Here is a 22,635-nt window from a genome sequence, read left to right on the forward strand (position 1 = left end):
CTTTACGGGGATTCCGCAAAGCTGGCGGCTCAAGCGATCGCCTGAAGATAACGCCGCACCGAGCGATCGAACGCCGCCTTCGCATCGTCGGCGATGTTCTTCTGCCACCAGGCGCCGTAGATGCGATCGAAGGCCAGCGGCGCGACCGCATCGGCGATGCGGCGCACGGCGGCCGCGCCGAGCGGGATGTAGTTCGGATAGGAGTACATGAAGCTGACGTGGCGGCGATCCATCGCCACCATCGCGATGTCACCGGTCAACAGCGCGCCCTTGCCACCGGCACCTTTGCGCCAATGCAGGATGGTGGCGCCGGCAAAATGCCCGCCGGTCCGCAGCAGCACGACGTCATCCGAGATGGCGAGGCGATCGCCCGTCCATGGCACGATCGCCGGATGCGGCCGGGTGACGAAGGCGCGGTCGTCGCCATGGAGATAGACCGGCGCGTTGCCGAACGCGGCGCTCCAATCGGCGACCGCGCCATAGTAGTGCGGATGCGACACCGCGATGGCCTTCAGGCCGCCCAATGAGCGGACGCGGGAGATGGCCGCATCGGTCGCCAAGGGAATGCAGTCCCACATCACGCAGCCGTCCGGCTCGGGAACGAGCAGCGCGCGCTGGCCGATCGCAAAGCTCGGGTCCAGAGCGAGGCCGGTCAGGCCGTCATCCTCGCGCCAGATGACCTGATGCCGGCCAGCAAGGTCGTCGCGGCTGAGGAAGCTCTGTCCCTTCCAATTCACATATTGCCGCTCGTCCTCGCAGACGACGCAATGGCCGGGCGGCGCTACCGTATCGGGAAACTGCGCGCCGCATTGAAAGCAGGTCCAGAGAGGCATGGAGCACCAGTCGTCGAGATGGGATTGCGAAGGATAGCACGCGGACCATCCCGGAACACCGTCGCGCGCGGCTTCGTGATTGCCTAGTGTCGCCGGACCGCACGACAGGAGTTCTCGACATGCCGACCACGCTGCGCCGCGCCTACGTTCACCGCCTTCCGATGCGCAGCCCGGACGATGTCGGCGCGCTCGAGACCGGAATCGCGCAAGGCGCGATCGATCCCGCCGGCATCGTCGCCATTCTCGGCAAGACCGAAGGCAATGGCTGCGTCAACGACTTCACCCGCGCCTTCGCCGTGCGCTCGCTGGAGACGCTGCTCGGCCGCTATCTCGCAGCCGACGCCGTGCGGCAGATCGCGATGGTGATGTCGGGCGGCACCGAGGGCGCGCTGTCGCCGCACATGATCGTGTTCGAGGCACGCGACGGGGATGACGCCGCGGCGCCGCGCGCTTTCCCGGCATCGCTGGCGCTGGGGCGCGCGCGCACGCCGGCGCTGCCGGGCGAGCATCTCGGCCGCATGCCGCAGGTCGAGCTCGTGGCCGCCGGCGTGCGCGCGGCCATGACCGACGCCGGCATCAGCGATCCCGCCGACGTCCATTATGTGCAGGTGAAATGCCCGCTGCTGACGATGGAGCGCATCGAGGCGGTCGAGGCCCGGGGACAGCGCACCGCCGTGCGCGATACGCTGAAATCGATGGGCTTCTCGCGCGGCGCCTCGGCGCTGGGTGTCGCGATCGCGCTCGGCGAGCTCGCCGCCGCCGATGTCTCCGACGCGACGATCTGCGCCGACGTCTCGCGCTACAGCGCGCGCGCGGCCACCTCGGGCGGCGTCGAGCTGCTCGACCACGAGATCATGGTGGCCGGCATGTCGGCCACGTGGAGCGGGCCGCTCGCGATCGATCATGCCGTCATGGGCGATGCCATCGACATCGAGCCGGCCCGGCAGGCGCTCGCCCGGCTCGGCCTGAACGTGCCGGGCCAGGTGGCGGCGGCCGATCGCAGCCGCATCGCCGCGGTGCTCGCGAAGGCGGAGGCGGCGCAGAGCGGCCGGCTGCGCGGCCAGCGGCATACCATGCTGGATGACAGCGACGTCTCCTCCACCCGCCATGCCCGCGCCTTCGTCGGCGGCGCGCTGGCCGGGCTGTTCGGCTTCACCGACCTGTTCGTCTCAGGCGGCGCCGAGCATCAGGGCCCCGACGGCGGCGGGCCGGTCGCGATCATCGCCGAGCGCCGCTGATCTCACGGTCGAGACCGCTGCAGATGCCGGCCCCCGGCATGAAGGTCTACGCTCGGAACCTCACCAACCGCTCCATTCCGACACCTGCCACCGCGGCAACGTCCCGTTCACCCAGATCGCTCCGGGCGCCGCGTTCTACCTGATCACCACGGCGAAGTTCCGAGCCGCACACGCGTCCCGATCAGGCAACGGATTTGCCAGATTCCCGCCGCATCTCGCGACGCGGCGGGGAGCAGCTCGAACCGAAGATCGACCGAAGTGATCGTCAAGCGAACGATCCACCTCGCGAGACGACGTGAAAGACCACCAATTCTCTCATCAGCAATTGAATGACGGAGATCGGTTCAACCAGGAGGTTTCAACTGTTGCTACGGGGCTACATTCTGCGAACAACTCTCATTCTTAGAAATGGATGGAAACTTTTCGCATTCCGGCCACCGGCGGAACCAGCTTTGGGCCGCTTTCCCCCGCTTCTTGACTTGCATTCGCAACAAGCGCGCGCCGGTTGCGGGCGTTGAAACGAACCCAAGTCAAAGTTTTGCGTAACGAATGGGGTGGTCGAGTATGGGTAAGGCAGTCTTTCCAAGGAGCTTGCGAGGGGCAAGCGGACACGAGTGGGATCCATCTCCCGAGATTTCCGGTGTGAAAGTCTCGGCAGTCGCGAGCCTGATCGCGGTTGCCTCGTTCTCCGGTGCCGAAGCCCAACAGGCGCCGCTGCCGTCCGTCACCGTCGAAGCCCCGGTGGCGCGCCCCAAGCCGGCCGCCTCGCGCCCGACCGCGGACCAGGTCCGCGCCCGCGACGCGATGCGCCGCGCCGCCCGCCAGCAACAACAGCAACAGCAACAGGCCGCGGCGCCGAAGAGCAATCTGCCGCCCGACCGCAACCCCTATTCCAGCCCCGCCTCCGACTACAAGGGCGAGCGGCTGCAGGCCTCCGGCAAGTTTCCGGAGAAGCTGCTCAACACGCCGAAGACCGTCACCGTCCTGAGCAAGGAGATCCTGGCGGACAAGAACTCCACCAGCCTCAAATCCGCGGTGCTCTCCACCGCCGGCGTGACGCTCGGCACCGGCGAAGGCGGCAACGCGTTCGGCGACCGCTTCTTCATCCGCGGCTTCGACGCCCGCAACGACGTCTTCATCGACGGCGTGCGTGACGCCGGCGTCTCCGTGCGCGAGAACTTCTTCACCGAGCAGGTCGAGATCCTGCGCGGCCCGGCGTCGTCCTTCGCCGGCCGCGGCACCACCGGCGGCGCGATCAACATCGTGACCAAGCAGGCCACGACCGAGAACAGCTTCTACAACATGGACACCACGCTCGGCACCGACAGGACCAAGCGCGTGGTGATCGACGTCAACCAGAAGATCACGCCGACCTTCGCTGCCCGCGTCGGCGGCCTGTTCCAGGATGCCGGCGTGGCCGGCCGCGACTACGTCACCGACAACCGCAACGGCGGCTTCGTCGCCACCAAGTGGACGCCGCTGGACACCGTGACCCTGTCCGCCAACTACATCCACAACGAGGTGACCGGCCGTCCGGACTTCGGCGTGCCCTACTATCGGCCGAGCACGCTCACCGCCGGCGCCCCATTCCCCGAGGTCGGCTCGCCGCGCAACGCCTGGTATGGCTTCGTCAACCGCGACTTCTCGCGTGTCGGACAGGACATCGGTACGCTCAATGCCGAGGTGAAGGTCACGCCCGACCTGACGATCTCCGACAAGGTCCGGGTGTCGCGCTCGACCCTGAACTACATCGGCACGCTGCCGGAAGGCCCGACGCTCACCAACCCGCTGTCGAATTCGACGATCCGGGCCAATCCGCAGAGCCGCTTCCAGCAGACCGACGTGCTCGCCAACCAGCTCGAGGCGACCTACAAGTTCGATACCGGCAACGTCAGGCACACCGTGCTCGCGGGGCTCGAAGTCTCGCAGGAAAAGGCGCGCATCAACAGCTACACCGGGTTGACATCCGAGCAGCAGGGCTTGGCGTTCGCGGGCAGCGGCTCGCTCTCGGGCGTGAGCGTGTTCAACCCGCAGTTCACCAACCTGCCGTTCGGCATTCCGTCGCTGGGACAATTCCCGACGAACGTGAAGATCGACTCGGCGAGCGTCTACGCGCTCGACAGCGTCAACTACCGCGATCTCGTCATCCTCAACGGCGGCGTGCGCTACGACAAATACGACGTCCGGGTCGACGGCTTCGGCACCGTCAACGGCGTCGCCAACACGCCGGGTTCGACGGCGGCCTCCAGCGGCATGCCGAACTTCAACGTCGGCATGACCTTGAAGCCGGTGCCCTACGCCAGCTTCTATGCGGCCTACGCCACCTCGTCGAATCCGGTCGGCGCGGAGTTCGACGGCCTCAGCCCGCAATATGGCGGCCTGTCGGCGGTCACCAATGGCGGCGCCAACCAGATCTTCGGGCCCGAGAAGAACACCTCGATCGAGATCGGCACCAAGTGGGAGCTGCTCGACGGTCGCCTGCTGGTCACCGGAGCGCTGTTCCAGACCGAGAAGGAGAACGCCCGCGAGTCACGCAACATCACCAGCGCCGCGCAGGCCACCGCGGACTGCCCGTATCCGGCAGGCACCATCGGCTCCGTGCCGTGTCTCTCGGCCGGTGCCGCCTACCGCATCCGCGGCATCGACCTGCAGGCGGGCGGCAAGCTGACCGACAAATGGAGCATCTTCGGCGGCATCGTGCTGATGCAGTCGGAGGTGACGAAGTCGAACATCCCGCCAGCCAACACCGCGCTGTTCACCAGCAATGTCGGCCTGCAACTCGCCAACACCGCGCACCAGTCGTTCAGCCTGCTGACGAAGTACCAGATCAACGACACCTGGGAGATCGGCGGCCAGGCGGTGTACCGCTCGAAGATCTTCGGCGGCACCTGGCTGGCGGCCAACCAGGGCACGGAGCTGCCGAGCTACTGGCGCTTCGATGCATTCGCGGAAGCCAAGCTCGACAAGAACTGGACGGCGAAGCTGTTTGTTGCCAACATCTTCGACAAGCTCTACTACGACGCTCTCTATCAGAGTGCCACCCCGTTCGTGCTCGTCGGTCCGGGACGAAGCGCGTCGATCGTCCTGTCCGGGCGGTTCTGATCGCACACCCAAACCTGGGCATACATCAAGTGATGAGTTCATGCTGATCTGTGTCCCCGGAGTTTTGAGCAAAGACGATGTGGCGGACTTCCGCCACATCATGGACGACAGCGACTGGGAGGACGGCCGCTCGACGGCCGGCGCCCAGTCGGCCATGGTCAAGCGCAACGAGCAGTTGCCGCCCGACAGCGAGGTGGCGCGCAAGCTCGGCCACCGCATCATTTCGGCGATGACCGCCAATCCGCGCTTTCTCGCCGCCGCCATCCCGCAGCAGATCTTCCCGCCGCTGTTCAACCGCTACAGCGCGGAGTCGGGCCACCATTTCGGCATCCACGTCGACAACGCGGTCCGCGGCGACAAGCTCACCGGCCTGCGCATTCGCACCGACCTTTCGGTCACGCTGTTTCTGTCCGAGCCGGAGGATTACGACGGCGGCGAGCTGGTCATCGAGGATCTGTACGGCTCGCACGAGGTCAAGCTGCCGGCCGGCGACCTCGTGCTGTATCCCGCCTCGAGCCTGCACATGGTCACCCCGGTGACGCGCGGCGTCCGCGTCGCCTCGTTCTTCTGGCTGCAGAGCATGATCCGCGATCCCCTCGCGCGCAGCATGATCTTCGATCTCGACACGACGATCCAGGGATTGTCGCAGCGGATGGGACGCGACGATCCGGAGATGGTGCGGCTGACCGGCCTCTATCACAACCTGATCCGCTACTGGGCCGAGAACTAGACGACCGTTTTCAACGTTCCAGCCCTATTGATGCAGATATGTAGACCCTCACTGTCATCGTCCGCGACGCGGACGATCTGGTACGCCCTGACATCTCGGTTCATCATCTTCGCGGATTGCTGGATGCACCGCCTTCGCGGAGCATGACAGCGGTCGAGATGGCAAGCGATCGACCCGGCATCGACCGCTGTTTCCAAGAAAACGCGCGCCTCAATATCCACCTTCGGTCGCCATGCTCGCGTTGAGGTCGGTCGTCTACGAGCCGGATTGCACACATGCAACCCGGCTCATTCGTTCGGACGATGACCGCATCGCTGCGGAGCCGTTCTCAGCCTTCGCGATGGACCACCGTCCAATCTCACAAGCGGCCGCCTGTCTCTTCCTTGAGCTGTCACACGTCCTTGACTGCCGGCAGACCGCCGCTTGCGAGCAGCACGATCTTGCTACGCCGGCAAGCGTGTGCGATTCGCGAACTTCAGCCACCGCTCGCGGCTTGACCAGATCGCGCGGGGCCCGTTTTTTCAAACAAACCTGATTCCACCGCACCCTGATTCGGATCTCGACGCTTTCGAGCCGTTTCCGGCGGCATCACGTCTCGAAGAACGCGCGTGATGCCCTCGCGCCCACCGAACGGGACCATCACGCCGGCGCCGACTAATTAGAATTGATGGAAGACCGAACGGCGGCATTTGCGTGACAGGCAGCCGCGTTGGCGGAACCGTGCACGGCTCGTCACGCCTCGAGTCAGGACTTTCAGGGAGTTATGACGCGATGGGCAGCATCGCGAGCTGTTACGCAGATCACACGATTCGATTTTTCATCTGGCATCGCACTCACCGGAGTGACTGCCGACATTGATGTTCCCGCTTTGAGTCAACGCGCCGTCTCAAAACAGCCGGGTTACGACTAGAAGCATTACAGAGAAGATAACTACCAAGGGGTACGCAGCAACATGTTCAGGATCGTTCTTCATGTAGGAGCGGTGATCGCAGCCGTTTCGGCCGGCGCCATGGCGCATGCCGAGCAGCCGGCCACGTCGCCGAGACCTGGCCAGGCTGCCACCGCCCCGCAGACCACAGCACCGAGTCCCACGACTCCGACCGGCGCGAAATCCGTTCAGGCTCCGACGACGGCGGCCGCCACGCAGGCGCCTGCCGCTGCGCCCGCCAACGCCGCCAGTGCGCCGGCTCCCGTCGCGCACGCAGCTCAAGCTCAGGGCGCGGCTCCGAAGCCGATGACCGTCGGACAGGCGCAGACAGCCCCCGCCGTTGCCCAGCCCGCGCCCACGGCAGCGGCTTCGACGACCAACGGCGTCGCGACGACGGCCGCGCCTTCGCCGGCTCCGGCCGCGACCACGCCGCAAGCTGGTGCAACGAACCAGGCACCGGCCGCCGCAACGAACGACACCCAACCGTCGACCGCGACCGAAGCCGTCACGGACACGGCAGCGGGCGACAAGGCGAAGGACCAGGCAGAGAAGCCGGCCCAGGGCGCGGCACAAGGCGGTGCGCAAGCGGCATCACACGTGCCGCATGATCTGTCGCCATGGTCGATGTTCCTGGCCGCCGACATTCTCGTGAAGTCTGTCATGATGGGGCTCGCGCTCGCCTCGCTTGCGACCTGGACCGTCTTCATCGCCAAGACCATCGAGTTCTCCATCCTGCGCCGGAAGCTGAGCGGCGCGCTGCGCAAGGTCGACGACGTACGCTGGCTGTCGGAAGCCAAGCTCGCGCTGGGATCACGCCAGAACGTGCTGACGGCTCTGATCGACGCCGCCATGCACGAGATCAGAATGTCGTCCGAACTGCCGTCTCACGGCGTCAACGAGCGCGCCGCGTCGAGCTTCTCCGAGATCGTACGTGCCGAGGGCCGGCGTTGCCGGACCGGCATGGGCCTGCTCGCCACGATCGGCTCGATCTCGCCCTTCGTCGGCCTGTTCGGCACGGTCTGGGGCATCATGAACAGCTTCATCGGCATCTCGAAGTCGCAGACCACGAACCTCGCCGTCGTCGCGCCCGGCATCGCCGAAGCGCTTCTCGCAACCGCCATCGGCCTCGTCGCCGCGATCCCGGCCGTGATCATCTACAATCACTTCACACGGGTGACGAAGGGCTACATGGAGCTCGTGAACCGGTCCTCCGGCGCCACCGCCCGGATGTTGTCGCGCGATCTGGATCGCGGCCAGAGCCACCACAGCAGCCATCACGGCGAGCGCTTCGAGCCGATCCACGTCCACTCTGCGCCTCCGATGGCGCTGGCGGCGGAGTAGCTCCATGGCCGTCTCTCTCTCGGAAGGCGATGGCGACGATGATCTCGGCGAGACGAGCGACATCAACGTCACGCCCTTCATCGACGTGATCCTGGTGCTGCTGATCATCTTCATGGTCGCGGCGCCGCTGTCGACGGTCGACGTGCCGGTCGATCTCCCGACATCGACGGCCACGCCGCAGAAGAAGCCGGACAAGCCGATCTATGTCAGCATCAAGCCGGATCTGACACTGTTCGTCGGCGAGGAGCCGGTGAAACGGGCGAGCCTGGTGAGCACGCTCGAGCACATCCCCGAGGCGGCGAAGGACAAGTTCATCTTCCTGCGCGCCGACCGGGGCGTGGCGTATGGAGAGCTGATGGACGTGATGGAGCTGCTACGGACCGGCGGCTATCCGAAGATCAAGCTCGTGACTGTCGAAGGCGTCTCACAGGCCGCCGCCCAGACTGCACATTGAAACCAGTGAAACGACGGAACTGAAGAATGGTCGAACACAAGTATCAGGGAGCGTCGCGCCGCTTGTGGATCTCAGCCGCGATCGGCGCCCTCATGCTGCACGGTGGCGGCGCCGCGCTCGCGGTCGTCCATCTCAGCGGCAATGACGCGGACGGCGGTCTCGGCGCGGCCGGCGCCGAATTCGCGCTCGAGATCGCCTCGCCCCAGGTCGAGGACAACGATCTTCCGCCGGGTCCCGACAGCGACGCGGCCGAGGCTGCGCCGGAGCAGATGCAGCAGACCGCCGAAGTCAAGGAGTCCGACGCCGTCAAGGACAAGCCGACCGAGACAGAGGAGGAGGCCGATCGGGTCGTCACGCAGAACGATCCCAAGAAGCCGGAGAAGGAGGAACAGCAGCAGGCAACCCAGCAGGCCGAGGCGTCGGTCGCATCTGCTGCGCAGGAAGAATCGGCCCGCAAGGCGCTGGACGAGGCCGCGCCGCCGGCCGAGACGGCCAAGGCCCCCAATCCGGGAATGGGCAAGGACAAGCAGAAGCTGACCAACGATTGGGGCCGAAAGATCAGCGCCTATTTCGAGCTGCACAAGCGCTATCCGGAAGGCAAGAAGCACAATGGCACGGTCAAGGTGGCGCTGGTGCTGAGCCGGGCCGGCAAGGTGGTGTCTGCGTCCGTCATGCAGTCGTCCGGCGACTCGATGTTCGACGATGCCGCGCTGGCGATGATCCGCCGCTCCGACCCTGTGCCTGCGCCGCCGTCCGGACTGACGGACGATCAGTTCAGCTTCAGCCTCGACGTGAACTTCAACCAGAAGAAGTAGACCGTGCGTCGTTCGACGCGTGTATCTTGAAGACTTGGCAGCGTTCGCAATGGCGCGAGCGCTGCTTTTTGCGTCTGCTGGGCCGAGGTCGCGCGGACGAAGGAACGCGAGACCTTTCCGTATCCGGCCGGAATTCCCGCGAGACGACCTTTTCCAAAGTCTCCTCTCATATTCGGAGATGGGTATCCTCGCTGTCATCGTCCGAGGCGGACGATCCAGTACGCCGTGACGTTTCGGTTCGGCATCTGCCGCTACGGAAGTACTGGATGCCCCGCTTTCGCGAGGCACGACAGCGTTGGAGACTGCGGGGGGCTCAGCCCACCACGCGTGCCGATTGGATGGAAACGTTCGTCTAGTACTGTACCCGCGCGCCGACCTGCACCACGGTCGCCGACAGATTGTTTTCGCGGAAGTTGGAGCGCGTCTCCTCGCGCCGGACGCTGGCCCTGAGCTGCAGCAGGCGTGAGAACTTGTAGAGCATGCCGAGCTCGACCAGATAGCGGTTGTCGACCCGCGTCGTACCGGTGAACGCGTCCTCGCCATAGCCGGCGAGGAACGTGCCGACGAGCCAGGGCTCGAACTGATGCTCGATGCCGACGGTGACGTCGCGCTTGAGCACGCCGGAAATGCCGGGCTCGGTGATCTCCACCACCTGCGACTTGGCCCCCAGCGCGATCGCTGTCTCCTTGGCGAACTGCCATGTCAGATTGGCGTCGGCAATGAAGCCGTTGACCGGCTTGAGCATCGGATCCTGATAGCGGCGCGTCAGATAGCCGACGGCGACGTCGCCTGTCAGCTTGTCGGCGTAGTTGAAGGTCACGCCGGCCTCGACCGCCGTCCCGGTGGAGTCGCGGCGGAAGCCTTCGGCATCGACCGCGATGTCGTGAACGCGGCGATCGACGGCGACGTCGACGAAGGGACGGATCTCCGGCGTCAGATTGTAGGTGATGCGGCTCTGCGAGCCGTATTGGACGAAGTTGCGATCGGCATTGCTGACGATCTGGCCGTCGACGAGCGGCGCGTTCTGGAACGCGACGCGGTCGATGGCGGCCTTGGTCGAGACCTCGACCTCCTCGAACCGCTTGGTGACGCCCGCCGAGCCGCCGACGGTGGAGGCGAGCGGAATCCTGGCGAACCGGCCGGCGAAGCGCGGCGTGCCGGGATCATCGGCATCGACGGCAACGTGGCCCTCGCCGTTGAGCGCAAACGTATCGGTGATGTCGTAGCGCCCATTCACCTTGGCGTCGACGGTAGGCCTGCTGAGCTGCCGGAGCTTCGCATAGTCGATGTAGCCGACGCGCACATCGGCGTTGAGCAGATGCCGCTCGAACTGAGAGCGCACGAGCAGGACCGGCGCAACGCTGACGAAGGCCGAGCCCTTGCCTTGCGGCACACGGCCGGGATTGCTGTCGAAGCCTGAGGACATTTCGAACGCAGGCTTCAGGATGAAGTTTCCCACCGTGATGCCCTTGGGCTCATAGGGGTCTTCCGCCATCATCGGCGGCTGCGGCTGCTCCTGCGGCTTCTGCCCCTTGTTCACCGGCGGCAGCCGCATCTTGGGCTTGTCCGCCAGAACGGGCGGAATCGGCTGCGCATCCTGTCGCGGAATCGGCGGCAGGTTGCGCGGCAGCACGCCACGCGTGGCCGGCGGCGGACTGACGGCGAACGCCAGCGCGTCCAGGCAGCGATTGGGCACGTTCGTGACCGACAGCCGGCCCGGCGTCGACAGGCAGCCGCCGACCAGGAGGCCGGCGGACGGTGCACCGAAAAAGCCGTTTCGAACCGGAGCCAGACGCGGCGCCGGCTCGCGGCGCGCGGCCTGCGGGAGCGCGCCCGCGCCCGCATCGATCGGAGACCGCGGCCGCGGCGGTGGAGCCTCGTCCACCTGCGTGGCCGCCTTCGGCTCCGGCTCGACCCCGCCCGGCGAAACGATCACCTGCGGAATGACCAGCGGTCCATTGCTGTTCGCCGGCCTCACCGGCTGGCGGCGGCGATTGGGTACGACCACCACCGGTCCGGCGTCGGTGGTCGCCGGATCTGCATAGGCCCTGACCTGGCTCCCCGGCGTGACGGTCTGACCGTAGGACGGCGCGACTCCGAACAGCGTCACGAGCAGCACGGTGATCGCAACCGTCTCCTCCTGGCACCGTGAGACGTCGCGACCGATGCCACGTCTGGAAGCGACCGTCTCTCGTGCTGCCCGTTCCAAAGAGCCTCGTCTCCGTCGAGTTCGGCAACCCGCGAAGCGCGGCGCCCGCGGCGTGACGCATCCCGGCATCACGGCGTCGAAGGTCGGATCACTCGATGATCAGCGCGCCCTTGTTGCCCTGATGGAAGTCGTCGAAGAATTCGTAGCGTCCCGGCTTCTGCGCCTTGACCTTCACGACGCCTTCCATGTTGGGCTTGATCACCGTCTCGAACTCCAGGGGCTCGCTCTCGAACTCGACCGGCGCGCCATCCAGATTCTTGACCTTGAACACGATCGGCGTGTTGGCCGGCGCCTTCATCTCCGCCGGCTGAAACTTGTTGTCCTTGACCGATATCTCGATGGTCGTCTCAGCCGCCCCTGCCGGCAGCGCGAACGCCGCGATCAACAGCACGGCGGCTCCTGCTGCCTGTACCTTCCCAAAGAGATTCATGCTGTATGTCCCTGTCCCGAATTCACCCGAATGTGCCGAACGTCTTCCCGCGCTCGCCTGTTTCGACGAGTCTTCGACACTTCATAGAACGACTATAAAGTCCCGAATGCGGCAATTTGCCGTGTCGAAATTTGACAACATCTGTGTGTGCGACAAAGCGCGCGAATTTATTAGTTGTACGGCGTCAAGTCGCCGCGCAGACGCGTGGGCTCGAGCATCGCCGATGCGCGTCGCCGAATGACAACGACGAAAATCAGCGGTCACTGCGGTCGGTAGCAGCACAATCGCCTTAGTTCGCATCTGTGCTGATATGAGACACGACAGGTCATGCAGCGCCGTCGCGCGCCGCGAACCACACGAGACTCACGATCGACCGCCTACGCTGCGCACAGCACATGCATGATCCTCATGCGCCCGCTCATCGAGACGAGTGCGAGCGAGATGCACGAAGGGACACGCTCGTGCTGGTCTCACGCGGCATGGACCGCAATATGCGTGTGCGTCCATCCAGCTCGAGCCGTGCGCGGACAAGCCTTGCGCGCACTAGAAATGAAATCAGGCGCGGGCCTGCACGCACATATCGCCGGCGAGCGCACACGACCGATGCCCGCCGTCTCACCTGCCGACCCCCAGCCGCCTGTCGTGAATGCTGAGGGATCGCGGCATACGCGCAGGCTTCGCGGCGCCGGGGGCCGGATTCACGCGCAGGGGCGGCAGATCGGGTACAACGGATACGTGCTCCTCGTCCGCCATCGGCTCGGGCTCCGGGCTCTGGCGTGCGACGCTGCGCGCCACCGCAGGCGCGGCGCGCATGATGCCAGGCACGCGCTTGCGTCCCGTCACCATCGCGCGCATCAAATTCTCCCGCTGCAGCACGCTCATCCACACCGTGCCGAGCACATGCACGGCGATCAGGGCGATGATGGCATTGGACGACAGCGCATGCGCCTGCTCGATCCAGCCGACGCCGAAGAACCGGATCGAGACCTGCATGACGCCGCTGATGGTCGAGACGATCAGAAGCGCAAGCATCACGACCAGCATCGCGGCCCCTGCCGGGTTCAGGCCCAGATAGCGTCCCGTCTCTCCGCGCAACATGCCCACGATGTACTGAGGCGCCGCCCGCAGCTTGAGGCTGATCCGCGCAAACAGCGAATGACGGCTGCCGATCAGTCCCCAGATCAGCCTGAAGGCGAGAAGACCGATGACGGCATAGCCCGCCAGGCGATGCAGGCGATCGAACGTGTTGGGCGTGACGCAGGCGACGAGCACGAAGGCCGCGAGCGACCAGTGCCAGACGCGCAGCGGAAAATCCCAGACCGCTACGGTCCCCGAACCCGAGTTCGCCGGCGTCTCGGAGAAGACGCTCCGCTGTGCCTGGCCTGCGTCACGCATGACCATCAGATCACTTCGCCTTGGTGTGCTTCAGCGCGAGGTCTTCGGGGCTGTAGAACAGCTCATAGAGCTTACCGCCCTTGACGCCGTAGACCTCGTAGCAGGTGCCCTCGATCTTGGTCTGTCGAACCTCGTAGCCCGCGGCCTTCGCCTTTGCCTCGGCCTCGGCGGTGGTCTTCCACGACGCCTTGTCGAGCTTGGTGCAATCCTTGTAGCCGTCGGCGAGCGCTGCGGAGCCCGACGCCAGACCCGCCGCCAAGACCACACCCATCAGCTTGATGACCTTCATAATCAAATCCCTCCTCGAAGACTGCGCCATCGGCGCCAACAGCGCTCGATGCGCAGGCTACAAAGGGGAGGAGATTTCAACGAAACTTGGACATCATCATCCGCGGCGGATGGCCTCGATCACGCAGGCGCGGCTCGAAACGTTCCGCATCCGGCCGCAATGTCGCTGAGATGCGAACTCACATGCGGTCCCGTCAGGATTGAACCGTGTCGGCAGGCTGCTGATCTTTTCAGGACTCGACAACGCGCGCGGTTCCCCGCGCATTGCAACTGATATTGATTCGCAAGGATGTAGCAGCATCATCGCGAGGCGCATGCGCTTTGCTCCCGCACAAGGCGTGGACGGCGCTGTGTGCGGGACCACACTCCTGCCCGATTGCCGCTGTGACCATGGTGAGGCGAGAAAGGAACCGACAGCTACAAGGCTGCGACCTTAAGCCTCAGAAGTTTTTTTTTGAGCGTCGCCATCGTTCGCACGACCGGATCGAGATCGATGGTGGATGATGACGATGCGGCTGCTTGCGCACGCATCGTCCGGCCGTCAAACGCACATCCGTGCGGACAGCGGCGCAGCCATCCTGATCCTGGGCGCGGGCGATGCCCTTGCCGACACTGACTGCCGACCAGGATGGCGAGTCGTTGCAGGAAAACGACGTGTCGGATGCCTCGGCAACGACGTCCCCGCTTGCGTCGGGATCTGCCATGGACGCGCGCCAGGACGAGCGGCCATTGCCGGGTGAGCTGCGCTTGCGCCGCCCAGTGCGGCGCATGCCTCGCGAGCCCTGGCGCGGATTTCGACATGCATCATTCCATCGCTGCGGCAGGGGCAGGACGATGGTGGATCGTCCTTGCCGCCATCAAGCGACAAGCGCCGCCCTCAGCGATGGATCCGCGAGGAGCGAGCGAGCTTGCGTCCCACGGTCGCGCGCAAGGCGACGCGCATCACGCGCCCGGCCGTCGGGAATGGAAGGCTCGTCACTTCGTTCCGGAGAAGACGCGGCTGATGAAGTCGGAGCTCTCGGGCGACTTCGTCATCTCCGGCGACGGCTCGGGCTGGGCCGGCGGCTCGGTTGGTACGGATCGGATCTGCGGTCGGCTTCGGACGGTGACGCTGCGCGTCGCGCGCGCCTCCTGCTCGCCTCCGTTCGGCTTGCTCACCGTGATCATGATCTTCTCGGAGATCAAGGGCGGATCGAAGTTGAGATGCCTGGTGTCGCCCAGCACGAGCTGCAGCGTGTGCTTGCCGGGCGACAATTCGATCCGCGCCTCCGTCTCCCCCGCTGCGTAATGAACGTGTTTCTTGTCGCGCGGAATCTCCTCGCCGGCCTGCATCGTCTCGTCGACGTCGACCAGAAGATGATGATGGCCACTGCCGGCGAAATCGTCGCCCGCATGGGTAACGCCCATGTTGCGCAGTCCGAAGCGAGCGATGAAGGGCCCGGTCACCGTCTCCCCGTCCGCAGGAGAGATGAAATAGACGCGGGCATCCTTCGCAGCCTTCGTTCCCTTGGCCGGCGCCAATGACGGCGCGAGCACGAGCGATGCGGTCAGGATGAGGCAGAGTCGCGCAGACCTCGGCAGCATGCAAATCCCCTATGGTGAGAGCGCGATGCGGAAACCCAGGGTCGGATGCCGGATGCGGCCGTCATAGCGGTCGCGGCTGCCGGCCCGCGCATCGGCGGCGCCGTTCTTCCACGATCCCGAGCGGATGACACGGGCATAGCTGCCTTCCTCGAGCCAGGCCGATCCATCCGCCGGCGCGCCCTTGTAGTTCTTGTGCCAGCTGTCGGCGACCCACTGGCCGACGCCGCCGCCCATGTCGAACAGGCCGTAAGGATTGGCCTGGACGCTGCCGATCTTCGGCGGCTGGTCGGTCTCGGCGTCGCCCGTGCCGTTGCAGCCCTTGCAACTGGCCATGCCGGGGCGCATGCGATCGCCCCACCAATAGCGGGTGCGCTGGCCGCCGCGCGCGGCATATTCCCACTCGGCCTCGGTCGGCAACCGGAACGACTTGCCGGTCGCCTTCGACAGCCAGGCGAGATAGGCCTGCGTGTCGTCGTAGCTCAGGTTGGTGACCGGACGATCATCCGCACCGGCCGCGATGTCGGCGCAGCTTGCCGCGGCGACACACTGCTTCCACTCGCCGATCGTCACGGGATGCTTGCCGAGCGAGAACGGTCGCACGCTGACCTGATGCGCCGGCTGCTCGGACTCGTCGTCGCCGCCCATCGCAAAACTGCCACCGGCGATCGCAACCAGCTCAGGCAAGCGTAGCTTCGGCCCGGCTTCCGGCGCCGACGCGGGCCGCGGAATGGCTGCCGTGTCGGATGATCGCGCCAGCGTCGCCTCGAGTGCCGGAGCATCCTGGCGCGGCGCGATGAAGGCGCTGGACGGCGATCGCGCGGCGTCCTGGCGCGCGCCGGCGGCTTCCAGCAGGATCCGGCGCGGCGGAGGCAGCGGCGCGGCGGACTGCGCCTCCTGCTGCGAGCTCGACGATCCGGCCGACCCAGGCGGCGCCTGAATCAGCAGCCTGATCTCGCGTAACGGCAACAGCACGCCGCCGAGGAAGACGATGCCGAGGACCACGACGCCGAGCGCTCCGCGGATCAGCTTCTTGCGCGCACCTGCCGCCGGTGCGAACACGGCCTTCAGCCGGCCGCCCTCACCCGCCTCCTCCTGATCACCGTCGCTGCCGTCGTCCCATCTGTCTGGAAGGGACGCCGCCGGCGCGGGTGACGGGCGCACCGGAGAGACTGGTGGAGGTTCTCGTCGAGCCGCACTCTCCGGCTCTGCGATCTCCCATTCGGCATCGAGCGACTGCTCGAGCGCGCCGCACATCATCAGCAACAGCCCGCCTTCGCTCTTGCCGGTCCAGCGCTCCTGCACCTCGGGACACTCGACCTGATCCTCGACGCGCAGGAAGCTTGGCGGACGCATCGGGCTGAGCGAGACCTGCACCGTGCGGCCGCAGCGCCGGCAGGCCACCGCGCGGGAATCCTCCGGCAGCGCATCCTCGGCGAGCTTGGGAGCCCGCAGCCATTGCAACGCTGAACTCTCGCTCATGCTGTCCTCGCTCGTGATGCCCGCCAACCCCGTCACTGACCCCAGCTGGCGAACACGTCCTTGAACACGCGGTCGCCGTCGGATCCCTTCTCGATCGACAGCAGCGCCCGGTTGCCGCCCTCGTAGACGATCGGAATGTCGAACCACTGCTTGCCCTTGAGAAGCATCAGGTTGCGCTTGGTATCGACCTCGTTGGCCGACAGCGCGACCATGAAGTATTTCGGTGTCACCCGGGCGGTCTGGGTCACCAGCGCCGTCCCGCGCTCGGCCTCCTCGCCCTTCAGGCCGATGCCCCTCAGGCTGGTCAGGCCGCTGACCGACTGATCCGGCCAGTCGAACTTGAGCTCCATGATGTGACTCGCCGGCATCTCCATGTCGGCGTTCCGCCGCAGCGAGATCGTGGCCTTGGTGCCGTTCTCGATCTCGATCTCACCCTTGATCGCCGGCGCCGTATCGAGTCGCGGCCCCTTGGTCTGCTCGATCGACCAGGTGACCTTGCCAGGATAACGCTTGCCCTTCGGATCCTGCGGATCCTCATGATAGAGGAACGCCTGCGCCGGCGTGCTGACCGGCACGCTCATGCCGACCGTGGCATGCTCCTCTGCCGCGGCGACAACCACCGGCTTGGACTCAACCACCGGCTTGGACTCCGGCGTGATCCGCTCTGCACTGACCTTATGGGCGCCCGGTTCGCTCGGCAAAGCCGACGCTGCCGTCGCACCGCTCAGGGACAGCTGGATCCATTCCGACGCGCGCTCCCAGGACACCGCCGCACCGACGACTGCCAGCAATCCGGCCGCGGCAAACGCCATCACCCGCCGGCTCGGCCGACGGCGGCGTGGTGCCGCGGCGTTCTCCGTCGCCTTGAACGCCATCGCGACGAGGGAGGGATGAATCTTGATCTCGGTCGCCGGCGCTGCAGAAGTCGCAGCAGAGGCTGTAGCCGCAGCAGCGGCGGCGGGCTCAGTGGTGGCAGAAGCCGCTGCCGCAGCGGGTGTCGCAACGACGGCAGGCTTCACGGGCTCTGCCGGCGCGGCGCCCGTGGACTCCGCCTCGATCTCCGCCGTGACCACCTTTTTTTCGGCAGGGCGCTGCGGCACCGCAGCTCGATCGGCGACGATGACCGGCGCTTCAGCGACGGCGGCCGCGCTCGGCTGGGTCGGCTCGACCGTGGCTGGCTGCGCGACGGTCGGCAGCGCAGGCGGAGCCGGAGTCACAACCGGCGTCACGATGTCCGCGGCCGGATCGCGCGGCGGACGCCGGCGCAGCACGCGAATCTCCGGCGAGGGCTTGGGCGCAGCCGCGCGGCTCTCGGCACGCTGCGCTATAGCGGGCGCGCCCGGCTTGCCGGCGGCAGCCGTGACGATGTCCGTCCCCGAGCGGCGAGCCATCGAGAGATATTTCGCGACGGTGGCGATCTCCTCTTCGAGCGAGTGCGTCGTGAAGACCTGCCGTGGCTGCGGCCGCTGCTTCGGCGCGGGCGCTGCCGCGCGGGCCGGCCGCGGCAGCTCGGCGGCTGGTGCATCGGCCGGTCTGGAGGTATCGGCGGGCAGCAGCGCAGCTGTGACCGAGGCTGCCTCGACGCCGGCAGGGCGCGCGCGCAGCTCGATCATGCGATCGGGAAACAGGATCGCGGCGAGATCGCGCAGCGAGGCACCCGGCATCAGCAGCCGCCGCAGCGCTGGTGGAACGCGGCGCAGCGTGTTCGTCTCGGTGCGTTTGACAACAGGATCGTTGCGGCCGGCTTCGACCAAGGCTCCGTCGTCGTGACGCTCGTCGCTGATCAGAACCTTGCGGGCCCGCAGCATCGCCGTCAGTTCGCGCAGATCGGAGCGCGAGGCGTGGTCGACGACCAGAAGATCGAAGGTGCCGATCCGGGCCGGCAGCAACTCGGCGACACGCCAGGCCGGCATCACGTGACAGGGAATCTCCTCGAGCCAGCCGTCGAGAGACCTGCGCGCAGCAAGCCGAAGTCGGCGTGCGGTCGGACCGGAGCAGGCCGACGCCATCTTCTGCATCGAGTCCCTGAACCGCCTCACCGCTTGCCTGACGGCGACGCCCGCATTCTGCGCGATGCCCAGCGACATGCGGGCGCCGATCACCGCTTCGAACAAGGCCAGCGACCGCGTCTCCAGCCGCGCGCGCTGAGCCGCGAGGTCATGCAGCAGCTGCCGCTCCTCCGGACTTTCGATCCGCATCAGCACGGCCCAATTCCAGGCCGCCACCCATTCCGCGAGCGTCGCCGCATCCTTCGCCTCGCCCGCGCCCGGCGCGGACCGCAGCCGCTGCGCCAGACTCGGCGCGCCCGCTGCAGTCACCATCCGGCAGGCGGTCCTGACGAGTTCGTAGTCCGGGCTGGCCTCGCGGATCTTCTCCATGGTCGCGAGAATGCCTGTCCACCGCATTTCGAGCTCCTGCGGCTCCGTCTCGGCGTCACCGACCCGCGACAGCACGTTCTCCTGAACGGAGACGGCGAGTTCTCCCGCCCGGGCGAACAATTCGCCGAGGCGAGCGAGTTCGATCAGCGGTCCCGATACGCGCGTCATGACGGTCCGAATCGCCGCGCCGAACGCGGCCAGCCGCTGTGCATCGGCCAGCATCGCCCTGACGTCGCCGTCCGGCATGGACAGCTTGGAGCAGGCATCGGCCACGCTGCGGACGGCGAGCGCGGCCGTCACGATGGCGGCCTCGACGCTCTTGACGATGTGCTCGAGGTCATCGAACGCCCGCGCCGATTCCAATTGAAGCGCGGGTGCACCGATCTGCGTTGCGATCGACGTCCAGCGCGCGCGCAACGCATGCAGGTCGTGGCGCCACAGCAGGAAGCGCCCGACATATTGCCAGTCCGCCGGCTTCGACGGCGCGGCACCGTCCACCGTGATCGCTTCGACGGCGGCCTTCAGCGCGCGGCGCGAGGGCGAGAACCGCGCGAACGGCTTCTCGCCGGCCGCAAGCCGCTCGACCACGCGGATCGCGTCCCTCCTGGTGAACGCCTCGACCGGCGCCTGCACCTGGCGCCTCGCGAATTCGGCGCTCCGCGACAGCTGGAACGACGCATCACGCGCCCACCCCACGACCTTGTCGAGACCTGCGGGAGCGTCAGCCTTGGCGGCGCCGAGCGGCGACAGCCGCGCGAGCCAGGTCTCCTCGGCAATGGCGCGATGGCCAGCCACCAGCGCATCGAGATCGGCCGCCAGGCGGTTGGTTGCGTCGAGCCCGAAGGTCGCGATGGCGTCGAGCGCGAGATCCTCGTCGCGGCCAGCGTCCGACGTCAGGCCTGCCTGGTGCTGCAGCTCCGCGTGCAGACGCAGGATAGCGGCGGTGTCGGGAAGCGCCGCGAGCTCCGGCAACTCGACATCGATGTGCTTGAGATCAGCGGCAAGCCGCAGCCGCGCCTCGCGTGCATTGTCGACCGCCGTCACGAGCGGGTCGGTGGCCGCGAGCAGGTGCTTCGGCCGGTCGGTGAACCAGGCATGCGCGTCCTGCTCGCCGATCAGCGCCTTGAACAAATCGAACGGCAGCTCCGGCAAGCCGCCGGCGAGCCGCAAATTGCGCCGGACGATCTCGGCGATCTCGTCGTCGAGCGATGCGATCTGCGTGCGCTTCGAGATGATGTCGCGTTCGAGCCGGCCGATCTGACCGACCTGATCGCGCAGATTTGGCGTATCCAGGATCGATTGCAGCCGGCCCGCCAGGGCTTCGGCCTTCCTGAGCACGTCCTTGTCGGAGCCGGTCGAGCTGACGGTCAGCTCGCGAATGGCCAGCGGCAGCTTCTGATGCAGCAGCGAAAGTGCAGCCTCGTCCCTGGACACGACGAGGACGCGCGAGCCGAGCGCGAGGTGATGGCAGACGACGTTGACGAGCGCAGTGATCCGATCGTCGCGTTCGACAGACTGGACCATCAGGCCATCCGACCGCGACAGTTCGCGTACGACCTCGACATCCTCCGCGACAGCGGGCAGCGGGAAGAACAGATCGCCCTGCTCGACCGCAGCAGGCTTGGGCGCAGGCGCAAGGTCGATCGGGCCGCCGACGATGCCGGACAGGTGCCGGCGCGCATTGGCGTGGCCACGTCCATCCGGCTGCGAGAGCAGCGCGCTCACGGCTCCCGACAGGCAGCACTCACTCTGCGGCGCATGCTCGATGGCGTTCTTGAGACGGTCGATGTCGCGCAGGGCGAGGCTCTCCGGCCGCCGCCGCGCGGATATGACCCAGCGTCCCGACGTGAGCGCGGCCTCCGAGGCCTCCATGGCCGGCGCATCGTCCGAAGACGCGAATTTGCGCGACGTCTTGTAACCGGACTGCGCGCCTGCGGCGCTCAGGATCTGATCGAGGCCGATCGGCGTGAACGGCGACAGCTCTGCGCGCTGCTCGAGCGCCTCGACCAGGCGATCCGGCTTGTCGCGCACGGCAAGCGCCACGTCCGGCGCCACGGCATCGAGCGCCCTCAAATTGACGGTTGCGCCGACGAAGCGCGGCCGGACCCTGACCTCGGCATCCGGACGCGCAATGATCTCGATCTCGACCGCGCGCTCGAACAGCGGCAACTCGAATTCGCGCCCGCCCTGCCGCCACGATGACAGCGCGATGCCCCACATGACCTCGATCGCCTGATCGTCGCGGGCCGTGGCCGCCATGTCGCGCAGCCGCTGATGGATCGCCATGGTCCGGCGGCGCATGCGCTCGGTGTCGGCCCAGGCGGTCCATGGCCCGCTGATATAGCGCTCGATCCGCTGCACGAGGTCAGGACGCTGCTCCAGACGCAGCCGTCCGGTCCAGGCGCCCAGCGCCGGGGCGGGCGAAAAATCCTCGGGCCGTGCGTGGCGGGCGAAGGTGAGGCGGTTCTTCTCCATCTCATCGACCGTGACCACGATGCTCTCGTGCGGCGATGGACGACGGTCGGGCTCGGACGACGGCTCGACCCAGATCTTGAGATCGTAGTCGATGGCGGGGGGCTGTGTCGCAGCAAGCGCCTCGACGGCGAGCCACACCGGACCGTCAACATCGAAGGTATTGAGCACCACGCCCGGCAGACCCGCCAGCTCCTCCTGGTCGAGCGCGAAGCCATGATCGTCGGCGAATGGATGATCCGGCTGCCGCTCCGCCGGGGAGCCCTCGGCCCGAATGATCTCGGTCAGACTGCCGAGCACGTCCTGCAACGGCTCGACGACCGATCCCGTGCCGAGCGCTTCGCTCGTCGAGAACGCCCAGGCGTCGGTCGGCGACTGCGGCTCCAGGGCCGCCGCGCCGATAGCACCAAGCAGCCGCATGCCGTGATCGGCTGCACTGCTCTGCGCCTTGCGATCGCCCGCGCCGGCCTCGTTGGGCCGCACATTCACCAGCTGGCTCATCGCACAGATCCTTCTCTGAAGTCGGCCGCGACGTCGGCGGGAGCTCGGCGAGAGGCTGACCGACAAGGATGGCCCTGCGCGTGATCGCGGTGCGCCGGGCGATCGAAGGGTGGGTTCAGAGTGGACAAGCTTGCCTCGCTGCAACGTCGACGGAACTCCCGACTCGTTGCGGAGGGGTATGGCGAAGTGAGGTCACATCAATGACCCGACAGGTAGATGAATGTGACGATTCTCGCCCCTGTCGGGGAATCGGGAAAAAATCCCGGGTCATTCGATGAGGAAAATCGTGCCTAACAAGTTTGTTAGTCTCGGCTTTTTGTGTAGCGCGGCGCGCGTGGCCGGCAACAAGCTTGGGTTGCGGACGAATACGCTGGAATGTGTCTAAGAATACTTCTAAGACTCAAGAAGAAATATCCCGACGCATGCCGAACGCCCGATCTCCACGCCGCAGCGCGGCT

15 protein-coding genes are annotated in these 22,635 nt (G+C 66.5%); 6 read left to right on the forward strand and 9 right to left on the reverse strand.

Annotation, left to right across the window (positions count from 1 at the left end):
- Window positions 1-29: 29 nt before the first annotated feature.
- Window positions 30-833, reverse strand: coding sequence for an MBL fold metallo-hydrolase (locus tag ACQR0W_RS14300; protein ID WP_316171295.1), 804 nt, complete (start codon window positions 831-833; stop codon window positions 30-32).
- Between the two features lie 119 nt (window positions 834-952).
- On the opposite strand from ACQR0W_RS14300, the gene ACQR0W_RS14305 reads away from it, so the two are divergent.
- From ACQR0W_RS14305 to ACQR0W_RS14330, 6 genes are all read left to right on the forward strand, one after another.
- Window positions 953-2,071, forward strand: a complete 1,119-nt coding sequence (locus tag ACQR0W_RS14305) for a ring-opening amidohydrolase (RefSeq protein WP_316171294.1) — start codon at window positions 953-955, stop codon at window positions 2,069-2,071.
- A 564-nt stretch (window positions 2,072-2,635) separates the two neighbouring features.
- Window positions 2,636-5,173 carry a TonB-dependent receptor gene (locus tag ACQR0W_RS14310; RefSeq protein WP_316171293.1) on the forward strand — a complete coding sequence of 846 codons (2,538 nt, stop codon included), beginning with the start codon at window positions 2,636-2,638 and terminating at the stop codon, window positions 5,171-5,173.
- Between the two features lie 40 nt (window positions 5,174-5,213).
- Window positions 5,214-5,903 (forward strand): Fe2+-dependent dioxygenase, encoded by a 690-nt coding sequence (locus ACQR0W_RS14315; protein WP_315716500.1) that lies wholly within the window; start codon window positions 5,214-5,216, stop codon window positions 5,901-5,903.
- A 952-nt stretch (window positions 5,904-6,855) separates the two neighbouring features.
- Window positions 6,856-8,172 (forward strand): tonB-system energizer ExbB, encoded by a 1,317-nt coding sequence (exbB, locus tag ACQR0W_RS14320; RefSeq protein ID WP_316171292.1) that lies wholly within the window; start codon window positions 6,856-6,858, stop codon window positions 8,170-8,172.
- Window positions 8,173-8,176: 4 nt separating this feature from the next.
- Complete coding sequence (gene exbD / locus ACQR0W_RS14325) at window positions 8,177-8,626, forward strand: TonB system transport protein ExbD (protein WP_316167910.1); 450 nt, start codon at window positions 8,177-8,179, stop codon at window positions 8,624-8,626.
- A gap of 26 nt (window positions 8,627-8,652) precedes the next feature.
- Window positions 8,653-9,441 (forward strand): energy transducer TonB, encoded by a 789-nt coding sequence (locus ACQR0W_RS14330; RefSeq protein ID WP_315753745.1) that lies wholly within the window; start codon window positions 8,653-8,655, stop codon window positions 9,439-9,441.
- A 352-nt stretch (window positions 9,442-9,793) separates the two neighbouring features.
- On the opposite strand, the gene ACQR0W_RS14335 is transcribed toward ACQR0W_RS14330, so the two are convergent.
- The 8 genes from ACQR0W_RS14335 to ACQR0W_RS14370 form a co-directional block, all read right to left on the reverse strand.
- Window positions 9,794-11,650: an outer membrane beta-barrel protein gene (locus tag ACQR0W_RS14335; RefSeq protein ID WP_315716495.1), complete on the reverse strand. Its 1,857-nt coding sequence runs from the start codon at window positions 11,648-11,650 to the stop codon at window positions 9,794-9,796.
- Window positions 11,651-11,738: 88 nt separating this feature from the next.
- The gene (locus ACQR0W_RS14340) at window positions 11,739-12,080 is read right to left on the reverse strand and encodes a cupredoxin domain-containing protein (RefSeq protein ID WP_315716494.1); all 342 of its coding nucleotides are present in this window, start codon (window positions 12,078-12,080) and stop codon (window positions 11,739-11,741) included.
- Window positions 12,081-12,695: 615 nt separating this feature from the next.
- Entirely contained in the window at window positions 12,696-13,475 is a 780-nt protein-coding gene (locus ACQR0W_RS14345) for a cytochrome b/b6 domain-containing protein (RefSeq protein WP_315716493.1), read from the reverse strand.
- 10 nt (window positions 13,476-13,485) lie between these two features.
- On the reverse strand, window positions 13,486-13,764 hold the full coding sequence (locus tag ACQR0W_RS14350) for a PepSY domain-containing protein (protein ID WP_315716492.1): 279 nt from the start codon (window positions 13,762-13,764) through the stop codon (window positions 13,486-13,488).
- Window positions 13,765-14,203: 439 nt separating this feature from the next.
- Window positions 14,204-14,467: a hypothetical protein gene (locus ACQR0W_RS14355; RefSeq protein ID WP_315716491.1), complete on the reverse strand. Its 264-nt coding sequence runs from the start codon at window positions 14,465-14,467 to the stop codon at window positions 14,204-14,206.
- A gap of 271 nt (window positions 14,468-14,738) precedes the next feature.
- Window positions 14,739-15,347 carry a DUF4399 domain-containing protein gene (locus tag ACQR0W_RS14360; protein WP_316167914.1) on the reverse strand — a complete coding sequence of 203 codons (609 nt, stop codon included), beginning with the start codon at window positions 15,345-15,347 and terminating at the stop codon, window positions 14,739-14,741.
- 9 nt (window positions 15,348-15,356) lie between these two features.
- On the reverse strand, window positions 15,357-16,826 hold the full coding sequence (locus tag ACQR0W_RS14365) for a formylglycine-generating enzyme family protein (RefSeq protein WP_316171291.1): 1,470 nt from the start codon (window positions 16,824-16,826) through the stop codon (window positions 15,357-15,359).
- A 32-nt stretch (window positions 16,827-16,858) separates the two neighbouring features.
- Entirely contained in the window at window positions 16,859-22,177 is a 5,319-nt protein-coding gene (locus tag ACQR0W_RS14370; protein WP_316171290.1) for an AAA family ATPase, read from the reverse strand.
- Window positions 22,178-22,635: the final 458 nt, after the last annotated feature.

Origin of the sequence: Bradyrhizobium sp. HKCCYLRH1034 (genome assembly GCF_051168375.1) — a bacterium.
GTDB lineage: Bacteria > Pseudomonadota > Alphaproteobacteria > Rhizobiales > Xanthobacteraceae > Bradyrhizobium.

Bases quoted from the DNA above. Each gene is read 5' to 3' on its own strand.
- ACQR0W_RS14300 (WP_316171295.1), bottom strand. From the start codon at position 833: ATGCCTCTCTGGACCTGCTTTCAATGCGGCGCGCAGTTTCCCGATACG.
- ACQR0W_RS14305 (WP_316171294.1), top strand. From the start codon at position 953: ATGCCGACCACGCTGCGCCGCGCCTACGTTCACCGCCTTCCGATGCGC.
- ACQR0W_RS14310 (WP_316171293.1), top strand. From the start codon at position 2,636: ATGGGTAAGGCAGTCTTTCCAAGGAGCTTGCGAGGGGCAAGCGGACAC.
- ACQR0W_RS14315 (WP_315716500.1), top strand. From the start codon at position 5,214: ATGCTGATCTGTGTCCCCGGAGTTTTGAGCAAAGACGATGTGGCGGAC.
- exbB (WP_316171292.1), top strand. From the start codon at position 6,856: ATGTTCAGGATCGTTCTTCATGTAGGAGCGGTGATCGCAGCCGTTTCG.
- exbD (WP_316167910.1), top strand. From the start codon at position 8,177: ATGGCCGTCTCTCTCTCGGAAGGCGATGGCGACGATGATCTCGGCGAG.
- ACQR0W_RS14330 (WP_315753745.1), top strand. From the start codon at position 8,653: ATGGTCGAACACAAGTATCAGGGAGCGTCGCGCCGCTTGTGGATCTCA.
- ACQR0W_RS14340 (WP_315716494.1), bottom strand. From the start codon at position 12,080: ATGAATCTCTTTGGGAAGGTACAGGCAGCAGGAGCCGCCGTGCTGTTG.
- ACQR0W_RS14345 (WP_315716493.1), bottom strand. From the start codon at position 13,475: ATGCGTGACGCAGGCCAGGCACAGCGGAGCGTCTTCTCCGAGACGCCG.
- ACQR0W_RS14350 (WP_315716492.1), bottom strand. From the start codon at position 13,764: ATGAAGGTCATCAAGCTGATGGGTGTGGTCTTGGCGGCGGGTCTGGCG.
- ACQR0W_RS14355 (WP_315716491.1), bottom strand. From the start codon at position 14,467: ATGGCAGATCCCGACGCAAGCGGGGACGTCGTTGCCGAGGCATCCGAC.
- ACQR0W_RS14360 (WP_316167914.1), bottom strand. From the start codon at position 15,347: ATGCTGCCGAGGTCTGCGCGACTCTGCCTCATCCTGACCGCATCGCTC.
- ACQR0W_RS14365 (WP_316171291.1), bottom strand. From the start codon at position 16,826: ATGAGCGAGAGTTCAGCGTTGCAATGGCTGCGGGCTCCCAAGCTCGCC.
- ACQR0W_RS14370 (WP_316171290.1), bottom strand. From the start codon at position 22,177: ATGAGCCAGCTGGTGAATGTGCGGCCCAACGAGGCCGGCGCGGGCGAT.